The organism is Roseibium sp. 10G30-5 (genome assembly GCF_055809635.1).
This window is the reverse complement of record NZ_CM147918.1, coordinates 2,409,938-2,422,715: the sequence shown is the minus strand read 5'-3', so window position 1 is coordinate 2,422,715 and position 12,778 is coordinate 2,409,938. Positions and strand designations below refer to the sequence as shown.

Annotated in this window: 12 protein-coding genes and 3 pseudogenes; 12 read left to right on the top strand and 3 right to left on the bottom strand. The window is 57.0% G+C overall.

Features of this window, described 5'->3' with window-relative positions; all coding sequences use genetic code 11:
* The first annotated feature begins 27 nt into the window (after positions 1-27).
* The 5 genes and pseudogenes from AC0L7U_RS12295 (at position 28) to AC0L7U_RS12275 (ending at position 5,047) form a co-directional block, all read left to right on the top strand.
* Positions 28-531 (top strand): MmcB family DNA repair protein, encoded by a 504-nt coding sequence (locus tag AC0L7U_RS12295; protein WP_473691039.1) that lies wholly within the window; start codon positions 28-30, stop codon positions 529-531.
* A gap of 262 nt (positions 532-793) precedes the next feature.
* On the top strand, positions 794-1,063 hold the full coding sequence (gene rpsO, locus AC0L7U_RS12290; RefSeq protein WP_473691037.1) for a 30S ribosomal protein S15: 270 nt from the start codon (positions 794-796) through the stop codon (positions 1,061-1,063).
* 245 nt (positions 1,064-1,308) lie between these two features.
* Positions 1,309-3,436 (top strand): annotated as a pseudogene (gene pnp, locus AC0L7U_RS12285) (polyribonucleotide nucleotidyltransferase).
* A gap of 149 nt (positions 3,437-3,585) precedes the next feature.
* On the top strand, positions 3,586-4,395 hold the full coding sequence (gene dapB / locus AC0L7U_RS12280; protein ID WP_473691035.1) for a 4-hydroxy-tetrahydrodipicolinate reductase: 810 nt from the start codon (positions 3,586-3,588) through the stop codon (positions 4,393-4,395).
* 32 nt (positions 4,396-4,427) lie between these two features.
* A pseudogene (locus AC0L7U_RS12275) lies at positions 4,428-5,047 on the top strand (2,3-bisphosphoglycerate-dependent phosphoglycerate mutase).
* A gap of 89 nt (positions 5,048-5,136) precedes the next feature.
* Here AC0L7U_RS12275 and AC0L7U_RS12270 read toward each other — a convergent pair.
* The 3 genes from AC0L7U_RS12270 to AC0L7U_RS12260 all read right to left on the bottom strand — a co-directional run bounded on the left by AC0L7U_RS12270 (position 5,137) and on the right by AC0L7U_RS12260 (position 7,884).
* Positions 5,137-6,138, bottom strand: coding sequence for an adenosine kinase (locus AC0L7U_RS12270; protein ID WP_473691033.1), 1,002 nt, complete (start codon positions 6,136-6,138; stop codon positions 5,137-5,139).
* Between the two features lie 58 nt (positions 6,139-6,196).
* Positions 6,197-7,090, bottom strand: coding sequence for a prephenate dehydratase (locus AC0L7U_RS12265; protein ID WP_473691031.1), 894 nt, complete (start codon positions 7,088-7,090; stop codon positions 6,197-6,199).
* 62 nt (positions 7,091-7,152) lie between these two features.
* On the bottom strand, positions 7,153-7,884 hold the full coding sequence (locus AC0L7U_RS12260; RefSeq protein WP_473691029.1) for a 3-deoxy-manno-octulosonate cytidylyltransferase: 732 nt from the start codon (positions 7,882-7,884) through the stop codon (positions 7,153-7,155).
* A 190-nt stretch (positions 7,885-8,074) separates the two neighbouring features.
* On the opposite strand from AC0L7U_RS12260, the gene AC0L7U_RS12255 reads away from it, so the two are divergent.
* The 7 genes and pseudogenes from AC0L7U_RS12255 (at position 8,075) to AC0L7U_RS12225 (ending at position 12,762) form a co-directional block, all read left to right on the top strand.
* A complete protein-coding gene (locus AC0L7U_RS12255) occupies positions 8,075-8,302 on the top strand; it encodes a hypothetical protein (protein WP_473691028.1) in 228 nt (75 codons plus the stop codon).
* A gap of 28 nt (positions 8,303-8,330) precedes the next feature.
* Positions 8,331-8,681, top strand: a complete 351-nt coding sequence (locus tag AC0L7U_RS12250) for a c-type cytochrome (RefSeq protein ID WP_473691027.1) — start codon at positions 8,331-8,333, stop codon at positions 8,679-8,681.
* 295 nt (positions 8,682-8,976) lie between these two features.
* On the top strand, positions 8,977-9,909 hold the full coding sequence (locus tag AC0L7U_RS12245; protein ID WP_473691025.1) for an ABC transporter substrate-binding protein: 933 nt from the start codon (positions 8,977-8,979) through the stop codon (positions 9,907-9,909).
* Complete coding sequence (locus tag AC0L7U_RS12240) at positions 9,902-10,843, top strand: ABC transporter substrate-binding protein (protein WP_473691023.1); 942 nt, start codon at positions 9,902-9,904, stop codon at positions 10,841-10,843. The genes AC0L7U_RS12245 and AC0L7U_RS12240 overlap by 8 nt, the downstream gene beginning before the upstream one ends.
* A complete protein-coding gene (locus AC0L7U_RS12235) occupies positions 10,843-11,742 on the top strand; it encodes an ABC transporter substrate-binding protein (RefSeq protein WP_473691021.1) in 900 nt (299 codons plus the stop codon). The genes AC0L7U_RS12240 and AC0L7U_RS12235 overlap by 1 nt, the downstream gene beginning before the upstream one ends.
* A pseudogene (locus AC0L7U_RS12230) lies at positions 11,732-12,408 on the top strand (ABC transporter substrate-binding protein); the annotation flags it as partial. The gene AC0L7U_RS12235 and the pseudogene AC0L7U_RS12230, both read left to right, overlap by 11 nt.
* A gap of 3 nt (positions 12,409-12,411) precedes the next feature.
* Positions 12,412-12,762, top strand: coding sequence for a hypothetical protein (locus tag AC0L7U_RS12225; RefSeq protein ID WP_473695916.1), 351 nt, complete (start codon positions 12,412-12,414; stop codon positions 12,760-12,762).
* Positions 12,763-12,778: the final 16 nt, after the last annotated feature.

Below are 12,778 nucleotides of genomic sequence, written 5' to 3'. Positions count from 1 at the left end.
AGCGACAGGGCAACGACGTAATACACCATGCAAAACGAGCCTGGCACCAACCGGATTCGGTTGGACAATCCTCTTGAAGATGGCCGACAATCCGAGACCGCCTTGCGCATCTGGCGCGGCGTCGCCCGGCATCTGCGTGCGCTTGATTTCGCCTGCCTGCCCGAACTGGTGCTCAAATCGGGCCGTCGGGCAGACCTTGTCGCCATTGGTCCAAAACAGGAAATCTGGATCGTCGAAATAAAGTCGTCGGTGGCTGATTTACGCGCCGACAACAAATGGCCGGACTACCGCGCCTTTTGTGATCGCCTTTTCTTCGCCTCACACCCGGAGGTTCCGGCCGATCTGTTTCCGCAAGACGCCGGCCTGATGATGGCGGACCGCTACGGTGCTGATGTGCTGAGAGAGGCTCCCGAACACCGCCTGACAGCGGCGACACGGAAGGCCGTGACGCTGCGATTTGCCCGCGCGGCCGCTATGCGACTGCACACAGTGTCGGATCCTGACGGCCGGGTTTCAACGACAAGCCTCTGATTTACCGCCGCTTCCACGCCGTCACATACCCTCTATTCAGAGCGTGCGCGCTGCGCTGAATGGCGCACGGCGGGATTTTTCAAGAAAACGCTGGAAAAATCGTATGCGATCCTTCATATTCCGCCGCTATTGAGCAAACGCTCAAGTGCCCTTTCTGCGACCTTTGCTGACCGACATCTCGGCTCTGGCCACCGCAGGAAGTCGCCGGTTTTCCGGCACCTTAAAAACGGGCTGCAAGGCCCCTATTCGAAAGGACATGACGATGTCGATTACTCCTGAGCGCAAAGCTGAGTTGATCAAGGAATACGCAATCAAGGAAGGCGACACTGGTTCGCCTGAAGTCCAGGTTGCTATTCTTACAGAGCGGATCACCAACCTGACCGAACACTTCAAGTCCCACGGCAAGGATAACCATTCCCGTCGCGGTCTTCTGAAGCTGGTTGCATCTCGTCGTTCGCTGCTGGACTATGCCCGCGGCAAGAGCGAAGATCGTTACAAGACGCTGATTCAGCGCCTCGGCATTCGCCGCTAAAGCGAGATCAAAAAACGCGGTGGGTGGATTTACCCGCCGCGTTTTACTATAGGAAGGCGTGTGACAGTCATGGGGCAGGATTGCCGGCTACTCTTCGGAGCCCTCCGAGAGCCAGAGTTGCCTGTTGTCTTGCCCGTGGCTTGTCCCATCCGGTAACCGGCCCGTACGGGGCCGATCGGGATACATGGACCACATCGAAGACGCCTTTGACGGGTGTGGTCAATACGCTACTGCAAGGAATCATGATGTTTGATACTCATCGTGTAGAAGTTGAGTGGGGCGGACGTCCGCTGACACTCGAGACGGGCCGAATTGCTCGTCAGGCCGATGGCGCTGTTCTGGCGACATATGGCGAAACCAAGGTTCTGGCGACCGTTGTGTCCGCCAAGTCCCCGAAGCCGGGGCAGGATTTCTTTCCGCTGACCGTGAACTACCATGGAAAAGGCATATGCTGCCGGTAAAATCCCTGACGGTTTCTTCAAGCGTGAAGGTCGTCCGAGCGAGCATGAAACGCTGACATCGCGTCTGATCGACCGTCCGATCCGCCCGCTGTTCGCAGATGGCTACAAGAATGACACTCAGGTCGTCATTACAGTGCTGTCCCACGACATGGAAAACGCTCCGGACATTCTGGCGATGGTTGCCTCTTCCGCAGCGCTGACCCTGTCGGGCGTGCCCTTCATGGGCCCGATCGGTGGCGCGCGCGTTGGCCTTATCAACGGCGAATTCGTTCTGAACCCGCTCGTCGACGATATGACCGAGTCCGCACTGGACCTCATCGTCGCTGGAACGAACGACGCTGTTCTGATGGTTGAATCCGAAGCCAAAGAACTCGACGAAGACACCATGCTCGGCGCTGTGATGTTCGGTCATCGTGGCTTCCAACCGGTAATTGACGCGATCATCAAGCTGGCTGAAACAGCTGCCAAGGAACCCCGCGAACTCAACATCCCTGATCATTCCGCCCTCAAGGCGCAGATCAAGGACATGGTTCAGGCGGACCTCAAGGCTGCTTACGCCATCACCAGCAAGACCGAGCGCAAGAACGCTGTTGACGCTGCCAAGGCCAAGGTTGTTGAAGCCCTGATCACAAATGCAACCGATGCAGACGCTGCACCGGAAGCAACGGTTCTCGGCGACCAGTTCAAGAAGCTGGAAGCGGACATCGTTCGCGGCGGCATTCTTGACACAGGCTCGCGCATCGATGGCCGCGATCTGCAGACCGTTCGCCCGATCTCTTCGGAAGTCGGCATTCTGTCGCGCGCTCATGGTTCGGCTCTGTTTACCCGCGGCGAAACCCAGGCGCTGGTCGTTTCCACGCTGGGCACAGGCGAAGACGAGCAGTTCGTGGATGCACTGGAAGGCACCTACAAGGCGCATTTCATGCTGCACTACAACTTCCCGCCATACTCGGTCGGCGAAACGGGTCGCATGGGTTCGCCCGGGCGTCGTGAAATCGGTCATGGCAAGCTGGCATGGCGCGCTATCAACCCGATGCTGCCGGCGCACCACGAGTTCCCGTACACGTTGCGTGTTGTCTCTGAAGTGACTGAATCCAACGGTTCGTCCTCCATGGCAACCGTTTGCGGCACCTCGCTGGCTCTGATGGACGCAGGCGTTCCGCTGAAGGCTCCGGTTGCCGGTATCGCCATGGGTCTGATCAAGGAAGGCGATCGCTTCGCAGTCCTGTCCGACATCCTGGGCGACGAAGATCACCTTGGCGATATGGACTTCAAGGTTGCTGGTTCTGAAAATGGCATCACGTCGTTGCAGATGGACATCAAGATCGACGGTATCACCGAAGAGATCATGAAGGTCGCTCTCGCACAGGCTAAGGATGGTCGCGTTCACATCCTCGGCGAAATGTCCAACGCCCTGACAGAAGCCCGCTCTGAACTTGGCGAACATGCTCCGCGCATTGAGGTCATGCAGATTCCGGTCGACAAGATCCGTGAAGTCATCGGTTCCGGCGGCAAGGTCATCCGTGAAATCGTCGAGAAGACCGGCGCAAAGGTCAATATCGAAGACGACGGCACGGTCAAGATCGCTTCGTCCGAAGGTAAGGCCATCAAGGCTGCCATCAACTGGATCAACTCCATTGCGGCTGAGCCGGAAGTTGGCGTGATCTACGAAGGCACTGTCGTGAAGTGCGTTGACTTCGGCGCCTTTGTGAACTTCTTCGGTGCCAAGGACGGTCTGGTCCACATCTCGCAGCTTGCCCCGCGCAAGGTTGCGAAGGTGACCGACGTTATCAAGGAAGGCGACAAGGTCTTCGTCAAGCTCATGGGCTTCGACGAGCGCGGCAAGGTTCGCCTGTCGATGAAGGTCGTCGATCAGGAAACTGGCAAGGAAATCGAAAAAGAAGCTGAATAAGCGACTTGATTTTCGAGACTGATGCAAAGGGGCGGAAGGACAACTTCCGCCCCTTTTTGTCTTTGCAGACAAGCAATTCCACTTATCTGACTGTTGCGAGCCCCTCTCAAACTGCTATATCCGTGCTGAACGGGATTAAAGGAAGCGCAATGTCCAGGATTCGTTTGATCGTTGTAGGCGCCGGTGGCCGCATGGGGCGCGCCTTGGTCCGTCAAGTGTCGGAAACACCGCAGGCCGAGCTTGTGGCTGCTGTCGAGCGCGACGGCTCCGAGCATCTGGGTAAGGATGCTGGTGAGTTGGCAGGACTTGGAACACTTGGCATTGCCATCACCGACGACGTCCATGCAGCCTTTGCCAAGGGCGACGGCGTTCTCGACTTCACCGCTCCGGCAGCCAGTCTGGCATTTGCAAAAGCGGCTGCACAGCACCACATCATGCACATCATCGGCACAACGGGCTGGACAGCCAGCGAAGAAGCCGATCTTGCAAAGTCTGCCGAGGCCGCACGGATCGTCAAATCGGGTAATATGAGCCTTGGCGTCAATCTTCTGGCGGCGCTGGTCAAGAAGGCTGCCGCTGCCCTCGACCCCGAATACGACATCGAGGTTCTTGAAATGCATCACCGCAACAAGGTCGATGCGCCCTCCGGCACGGCACTTCTTCTGGGCGAAGCAGCTGCGGAAGGCCGCGCGATTGATCTTGCCGAAAATTCGGTGCGAGCACGCGATGGCATCACCGGCGCCCGCAAGGAGGGCGACATTGGCTTTGCCACTCTGCGCGGCGGATCGGTGATCGGCCAACACGCCGTGATCTTTGCAGGCGATGGAGAACGCATTGAGTTGAGCCACTACGCAGAAGATCGAAAGCTTTTTGCCAAGGGGGCCGTCAAGGCGGCGCTCTGGGCGTTTGACAAGGACCCCGGTCTCTATTCCATGACCGATGTCCTCGGCCTGAACTGACACTTGTGAAACAACGTTTTAGGAGAACGACCATGGAACACCTTCTGGTGCTCGTCCGCCACGGTCAAAGTGAGTGGAACCTCAAGAACCTCTTCACTGGCTGGAAGAATCCGGACCTGACCGAACTTGGCGTTTCGGAAGCCAAGAAGGCTGGCAAGGAGCTTCACGAAATGAAGCTCGAGTTCGATCAGGCTTTCACATCGGATCTCGCCCGTGCCCAGAACACGCTGAAGCTGATCCTGGCGGAGCTCGGTCAGGAAGATTTGCCGACAACGCAGAATCAAGCGCTGAACGAGCGTGACTACGGCGACATCACCGGCATGAACAAGGATGAAGCCCGCGAGAAATTCGGCGAAGAACAGGTTCATATCTGGCGCCGCTCTTACGACGTTCCCCTCCAGGTGGCGAAAGCCTGAAGATGACTGCCGAGCGCGTTCTGCCGTACTACCATGCAGAGATCCTGCCGCAGGTTCTTTCTGGCAAGCGCATTCTGGTTGCAGCACACGGTAACTCTCTGCGTGCGCTGATCATGGAACTGGAAAACCTGACACCGGACGAGATCCTGAAGCGTGAACTCGGCACCGGCGTGCCTATCGTCTACCGCCTGTCGGAAGACGGCAAGGTTCTCAGCGTTGAAGACCTGACTGGCTGACGGCAGCAGCCCGTCAACCTGCGCGATATCAGTACTAAAAAGGCGGCCAATGGCCGCCTTTGTTGTTTCATGAGCCCGGGCAATCCGGGTTAACTGGCCAGTTGAAGTTGTGCCAAAACATCCTTGAGAGACTTTTCCGGGCGCGCGCCAACGTGCGAGATCACTTCCGCGGCACACGCACAGCCAAGTTGCAGGGCCGAAGCCAGATCCATTTCACGCGCAAGCGCAAACAGAAAGCCCGACGCGAACAAATCCCCGGCGCCGGTCAGATCGACAATGTCGTCAACTGCTTCGGCGGGAACTTCCACAGTGCGATCACCGTCAATAGCCATGGCACCCTTGGCCCCAAGGGTCAGCGCCGTCAACGCGTTGGTCTTGCTGATGGCATCAATCGCCGTGTCCAGATCGGCTGTCTCATACAGCGCCTTCAACTCATGTTCGTTGGCAAACACGATATCAACGGTGCCATCTTCGATCATCTTCAGGAACTCGCTGCGATAGCGTTCAACGCAGAAGGAATCCGACAAAGTGATCGCAACTTTGCGGTCGTTTTCATGAGCGATGCGAGCGGCCTCCAGAAAGGCCGTCTTTGCGGCTTCTGGATCCCACAGATAGCCTTCCATATAGACGAAGGCAGAGGCGGCGACGATGTTGGCATCCACATCCTGCGGTCCCAACCGGGTGCAAGCACCCAAATAGGTATTCATCGTACGCTCGCCATCCGGCGTGATCAGCACCATGCAACGCGCCGTCGGTTCCTGATCGCTCAAAGGCTGCGTCTCGAAATGCACACCGATGCTGCGCATGTCATGCTGGAAGCTGGCGCCCAATTCATCGTCTGCCACCTTGCCGAAATAGGCAGGCTTGCCGCCAAGCGACGCAAGACCAGCAGCCGTATTGCCCGCGCTGCCGCCGGAGAGGCGAACGGTGGAGCCCATGTGATCATACAGGCGAACGGCTTCTTCCGTGTCGATCAGGCGCATGGAGGCTTTCACAAGTGCCTCACGCACAAGAAAATCTTCTTCGACATGAGCGAACACATCGCAAATGGCGTTGCCGATGCACAGGGCATCAAAACGGGTGTCTGTCATCAAGTCTCTCTGGTTTAACGGAATGGAATGTCAGCGGAGCCAAGCGGGCAGTGTCGTGTCAGGACAGAACCGGCGTCGGGCGCAGGGCGCGATTGGCCTCCGGCTCGCGGATCTTTTCACGGAAAGGGCTGGCGCAATACACACCGAGCGTCTTGTACTCGGCACAGTAAAACCGCAGCTCTTCAAGGGCTAGCGCCACCGATGGGTCTTCCGGATGACCTTCGATGTCGGCATAGAACATGGAGGCGAAAAACTGGCCTTCAAGCTGATAGGATTCCAGCTTCGTCATGTTGACGCCGTTGGTGGCAAAACCGCCCAGTGCCTTGTAAAGCGCGGCCGGAACGTTGCGCACCCGGTAGACACAGGTGGTGATGATCGGTGAACCGGCGTTCGGTGCGATCATTTCCTCGCGCGACAGCACGACGAATCGGGTCGTGTTGTGGGCAGCATCCTCGACGTCGCGGCGCAGAATATCCAGACCGTAGATGTCTGCGGCCATTTCCGGAGCAAGGGCAGCCACCGTCGGATCGCCCCTTTCCGCGATCTGACGGGCAGATCCCGCGGTATCCGCGCCCACCACTGCTGTCAGCCCCAACTCGCGGATGATCTTGCGGCACTGACCGAGCGCATGAACATGGCTTTGGACCACCTTCAGGTCCTCGATTTTCGCACCTTTGGGAGCCATCAACTGAAAGCGGATCGGCAGGAAATATTCGCCGATGATGTGCAGACTGGACTGCGGCAACAGATGGTGAATATCCGCGACGCGGCCGGCCAGAGAATTCTCGATCGGGATCATTGCCAGATCCGCCCTGGCCTCATCCATCGCATGAAAGCAATCTTCAAAGGTGGCACAGGGAACCGCTTCATAGTCCGGATAAGCGTCCCGACAAGCCATATGCGAATTCGCACCAAACTCACCCTGGAATACAATTTTTTTCAGTTCGGGCATTTTCTTCCCTTTGTTGCGGCAGCTTTCACGCCGATGTCACAGCAAATTGTTCATTGCATTTGTCAAGCATATGCGGCGCGGGCGCGCTCCAGATCACCGGGGGTATTCACATCCATCGGCGCGCTGTGAATGATCGATACATCAATACGCATCCCCGCCTCAAGAGCGCGCAGTTGTTCTAGCTTTTCGCGCTGCTCCAACACTGACGGTGCAAGCGAAACGAACTGCTTCAGGCTCTGACGGCGGTAAGCATAGACCCCGACGTGCTGGAACAGCGGCCCCGGGCCGGTCGGCGCGGTGGCGCGGGTGAAATAAAGCGCCCGGTGGATGCTCTCGCTCAATGGTGTGGTCACGGCCTTCACGAAGGTTGGATCATCGCGGAATTGCGGATCGGTGATTTCCGTCATGATGGTGCCAATGTCTGTGCTCCCGTTCGACAAGGGTTCCAGCGCAGCCAGCACGGCAGCAGGTTCAATCAAGGGTACATCCCCTTGAAGGTTAAGCACAATATCGAATGTCTCGTCAGGATCGACCAAACAGGCAGCCTCATAGATACGGTCAGACCCGGAGGCATGATCAGGCCGCGTCAGGATGGCCTCGCCGCCATGCTGACGCACGGCCTCAGCCACTTTTTCATCATCACATGCCACCACAGTGCGTCCATCGATACCAGCCTTTTCAGCCTGCTCCAGCACGCGCACGATCATCGGCTTGCCGCAAATATCGGCCAGCGGTTTGTTCGGCAAACGGCTCGCAGCAAGACGAGATGGTATAATTGTCAGGATTGACGGCATCCGGGTTCACCTATTCTACAAAAGGGGTCTTTCACCACGTGGCTATATTACGGCTGTCCTTTTATACCTATGGACAGAGAGGTCAAAAAATTTGTACCGTCGACGTCATGCGGGAAGTTAATGAGCTCGGGGTTCGTTTTGAACTCCAGGGAGGGGCTCGAGCATAAATTAACTTTGGGGCTTAACCGACATGGATTCCTTTACACTGACCAAGGTCTCGACCGCGGTCCTGCTGGTTTTGATATTGACCATGGGACTGGGCATCGTGTCGGACGTGATTTTTCATCCAGCGACACCGGATAAACCGGGCTACGAAATCGCGGTGATCGAACATGGCGGAGAAGACGGCAGCGACGCTGCCAGCGCCGCTCCGCAGGTTGAACCTATCGCCGTGCGCCTTAGCCTCGGCAAGTGCTGAGAACGGTGCAAAGATTGCCCGCAAATGCATGGCTTGCCATACGGTCACCAAAGACGGTGGCAATAAGGTTGGACCGCATCTTTGGGATGTTGTGAACCGCCATCCAGCCAGTGTACCGGACTTTGGTTATTCCGCCGGCATGAAGAAATTCGGTGAAACCCATGATCATTGGACCTACGCACTGCTGGACGAATTCGTCACCAAGCCGCGCAATGAGGTCAAGGGTACCACGATGGGCTTTGCAGGCTTGAAAAAGCCGGATGACAGGGCCGATCTGATCGCTTTCCTGCGCACGCTTTCTGACACACCGGAAGCCCTGCCCGACCCGAAAGCTGCCAAAGAACCTGTCGCTTCGACCGGGGACGGTGCCAGCGAATAACATCAGGGGCATCAAGCCCTTTGCTCACGCATCCCTCAGGAGGTGTGGTGGGGACTGTGTATGAATTTCAAAAAAACTGTATTTTGGAATCAAATTTTACCATTGATCCCTTGAACGGGTGACGTTGCCTTACTTTCTCCCCTAGTATCAATCATCAAGAGGTGTTGCAGGCCCTCATCGGCCACCATCTGTTCAGGATCATCTAGTCTGGAGGCCGGAATGAAGCATGTCCCATTGCACAAACAGGTAATGAGACAAATCCTCTGCGGTGTCATGATCGCAGGCAGCTTCCAGGTTGCGCAGGCCCAGACACCATCACCGGTGTCACAAGCCCCCAGCGCACAAGACAGCAGCTCATCGGCGGCCCCGACGGTCACCCCTCCGGTACTGGCGCTATGCCACCACGCTTTCCGGCAAACCAAAATACACTGCTGATGCCAAGCATTTTGACTACGTCAATCCGGACGCACCCAAAGGCGGTCTGGTGCGCATGGCAGTCAGTGGTGGATTTGACACATTCAATCCCATTCTGCCCAAGGGAAATCCCGCGCCCGGCATCAATCTGGTCTATGAGCCGCTGATGGAGCCGTCGCTGGACGAAGACAACACCAGCGCCATGTACGGGCTGATCGCGGATGCCATGCGTTACCCCGCAGATTACGCGTGGGTGGAGTATCGCATAAACCCGAAGGCGCGCTGGCAGGATGGCAAACCCATCACGCCAGAGGATGTCGTCTGGTCGTTCAAGCAGGAAACCGAGCTCAGTCCGCAGTACAAGTTTTACTATCACAACGTGAAGACGGCAAAGGTTGAACCCGGCGGCATTGTCCGTTTCACCTTTGACGCACCGGGCAACCGTGAACTTCCCCATATTCTCGGACAGTTGATGGTGTTGCCGAAACACTGGTTTGAAGGCACGGACGCCAACGGCCAAAAGCGCAGCATTGCAAGTGGCCTACGTGAAGCGCCGATGGGATCCGGTCCGTACAAGGTGACGAAATTCAGCTTTGATCGTCGCGTGGTCTACACGCGCGACCCGACCTATTGGGGCAAGGACCTGCCGGTGCGTGTCGGCACCTATAATTTTGAAACCATCCGCTATGATTCCTATCGGGATGGCACTGTCGAGTTTCAGGCGTTCAAGGGCGACCAGTACGACTGGCGGATGGAGAATTCGGCCAAGAACTGGGCCACCGGCTACAAATTTCCGGCAGAGCAGAATGGCTAAGGTCATCACGCAGGTGTTCCCGAACCACAGCATGGGCGTCATGCAGGCGTTTGTGCCCAACCTCCGCCGTAAGAAGTTTCAGGATGAACGTGTGCGCCAAGCGCTCAACCTGGCCTTTGATTTCGAAACGCTGAACCGCACCGTTTTCTTTGGCCAGTACAAGCGCGTAAACTCCTATTTCGCCGGCACCGAACTGGCTCACCCGGAGGGCTTGCCAAAGGGCAAGGAGCTGGAAATCCTCAACTCGATCAAGGACAAGATCCCGGCCAGCGTCTTCACCACACCCTACACAAATCCCATGGCAGGCTCGCCGCAAGAATTGCGTAAGAACCTGCGCAAGGCACTGCAATTGCTCAAGCAAGCTGGCTATGAGCTGAAGGGTCGTCAGTTGGTCAACACAAAGACAGGCGAGCCTTTTGTCATCAACTTCATTGCCCAGGATCCAAGCGCCGAACGTTATGTGCTGCCTTATGCGGATGATCTGAAGCTCATTGGTATCAAGCTCACCATGCGCGTGCTTGATACCCCACAGTACATCAACCGCATCCGGTCCCGCGATTTCGACATGGCGACCTTGCTGTGGGCCGAAAGCCTGTCGCCGGGCAACGAACAGCGCAGCTTCTGGGGGTCTTCCTCTGCCAACGACCCAAACTCGCGCAATTATGCCGGTATTCAGGATCCCGGCGTCGATGCGTTGATCGACAAGGTGGTCTATGCCACGGACCGCGACACGCTGGTGGCAGCCACACACGCGCTGGACCGTGTGCTTCTGGCGCATGACTACGTCATTCCTCAGTGGTATCTGGATGCCTATCGCACCGCCCGCTGGAATCGCTTCTCACATCCCAAAAACATGCCGGAATACACGCCCGGCTTTCCGCAGATCTGGTGGTATGACAAGGCCAAGGCCGAAACGACGGGGGTTGCCCACTGATGTCACACCCTGACCATACTCGCCGCCGGTTCTTGCAGGCAACGGGACTGGCCGGACTGGCAAGTGCCTTTCCCGGTGTGGTGTCCGGATTTGATAGCAAGGCCACGGCTGCGACGACAACGCAAACGGCAGCGCAGGCCGCACCGCCTGTCGCACGCCACGGACTATCCGTTTTCGGAGACCTCAAATATTCGGCCGACTTTGCGCACTTTGACTACGTCAATCCGCAAGCGCCCAAGGCCGGTCAGTTCACCTTCACGGTACCAAGCTGGGCTTATAATCAGAGCCCGCAGACCTTCAACACCTTCAACTCCTTCATCTTGAAGGGTGACGCACCGCCGCGCATGGAGCTGTGTTTTGACAGTCTGATGGTCCGGGCGTTGGACGAGCCGGATGCTGTCTACGGTCTTGTCGCCAGTGCTGTCGACATCTCGCCGGATGGCAACACCTATGTCTTCACAATGCGCCCGGAAGCGCATTTTCACGACGGCTCGAAACTCATGGCCGAGGACGCAGCATTCTCCATGCTGACCCTGAAGAAGGACGGCCATCCGGTCATTGCGCAATATCTGCATGAACTGGAGACCGCCGAAGTCGTGGATGATTACAAGGTCGCGCTGCATTTTTCCGGCAAGCAGACACGGCAGGTTCCTCTGCTGGTGGCGCAACTGCCGATCTTTTCCAAGCGCTATTATTCGTCCTACGACTTCAATCAATCGACCCTGACCCCGCCCCTGTCATCCGGAGCCTACAAGGTCGGCGATCACGCTGTCGGGCGCTATGTCACCTATGAGCGCGTCGAGGATTATTGGGGCAAGGATCTGCCGGTCATGAAAGGCCAAGGCAAACTTCGATCACATCCGCATCGACTTCTTTCGCGAGCATCAGGTGGCCTTTGAAGCCTTCAAGAAGGGGGACATCACCTACAGGGAGGAATTCAGCTCGAAGATCTGGACGACGGATTACGACTTCCCTGCTTTGGCAGAGCACAAGGTTGTGCGAATGCAGTTGCCGGACAAACGGGCGTCCGGCGCGCAAGGCTGGTATTTCAACACCCGCAGAGCCAAGTTTTCCGACCCGCTGGTGCGCGAAGCTATCGGCTATGCCTTTGATTTCCAGTGGTCGAACAAGGCACTGTTCTTCGATCTATACAAGCGCACCACATCTTATTTCGAAAACACCGACATGATGGCCAAGGGCAAACCCTCCAAGGCCGAACTGGCATTGCTGGAGCCTTTCAGGGGCAAAGTGCCAGATGCGGTCTTCGGCGAAGCAGTCATGCCGCCGGTCTCTGATGGCTCGGGCTTTGACCGGACCCTTCTGCGCAAAGCCTCAGAGCTTTTGAAAAAGCTGGCTGCCAACGCCAGGGATCAGAGCTACTGACCCCTGCCGGAGATCCATTCACCATCGAATTCCTGAGCAACACGCCTGCCTTTGAGCGCATCATCCAGCCGTTTGCCAACAATCTGAAACGACTCGGTATCGAGGCAACTTATCGTCTCGTTGATCCTTCGCAATATCAGTCTCGTCTGGAAGAGTTTGATTTCGACATCATCAGCACCCGCTACATGCAAGGGGCAACGCTGTCTGATACTCTGTACCAGACATGGGGCACACAAGCCGCCCAAACCAAGGGCAGCCGCAACTACGCCGGGATCAAGGACCCGGTCGTAGACAGCCTGATTTCCGCGGCCTTGACGGCAGACACCCGAGACAAGATGACAGTGGCTGCAAGGGCGCTGGATCGCGTGCTGCGCGCTGGCCATTACTGGGTGCCCGAATGGCATAAGGCCATCCACACCATTGCCATGTGGGATATGTTCGGCTACCCCGACAGCCCACCTGAATACGACAGCTTTCCCGTTGAAAGCCTGTGGTGGTTCGACCAGGCAAAAGCGAAAAAAATCGGCAAGGCCTGACCCGTAAAGCAAGAGA

Excerpts from the sequence above, each read along its gene's own strand:
- AC0L7U_RS12250 (WP_473691027.1), top strand. The coding sequence starts at position 8,331 with ATGGCTTGCCATACGGTCACCAAAGACGGTGGCAATAAGGTTGGACCG.
- AC0L7U_RS12270 (WP_473691033.1), bottom strand. The coding sequence starts at position 6,138 with ATGACAGACACCCGTTTTGATGCCCTGTGCATCGGCAACGCCATTTGC.
- AC0L7U_RS12255 (WP_473691028.1), top strand. The coding sequence starts at position 8,075 with ATGGATTCCTTTACACTGACCAAGGTCTCGACCGCGGTCCTGCTGGTT.
- AC0L7U_RS12235 (WP_473691021.1), top strand. The coding sequence starts at position 10,843 with ATGTCACACCCTGACCATACTCGCCGCCGGTTCTTGCAGGCAACGGGA.
- AC0L7U_RS12265 (WP_473691031.1), bottom strand. The coding sequence starts at position 7,090 with ATGCCCGAACTGAAAAAAATTGTATTCCAGGGTGAGTTTGGTGCGAAT.
- AC0L7U_RS12240 (WP_473691023.1), top strand. The coding sequence starts at position 9,902 with ATGGCTAAGGTCATCACGCAGGTGTTCCCGAACCACAGCATGGGCGTC.
- AC0L7U_RS12225 (WP_473695916.1), top strand. The coding sequence starts at position 12,412 with ATGCAAGGGGCAACGCTGTCTGATACTCTGTACCAGACATGGGGCACA.
- rpsO (WP_473691037.1), top strand. The coding sequence starts at position 794 with ATGTCGATTACTCCTGAGCGCAAAGCTGAGTTGATCAAGGAATACGCA.
- AC0L7U_RS12260 (WP_473691029.1), bottom strand. The coding sequence starts at position 7,884 with ATGCCGTCAATCCTGACAATTATACCATCTCGTCTTGCTGCGAGCCGT.
- AC0L7U_RS12295 (WP_473691039.1), top strand. The coding sequence starts at position 28 with ATGCAAAACGAGCCTGGCACCAACCGGATTCGGTTGGACAATCCTCTT.
- dapB (WP_473691035.1), top strand. The coding sequence starts at position 3,586 with ATGTCCAGGATTCGTTTGATCGTTGTAGGCGCCGGTGGCCGCATGGGG.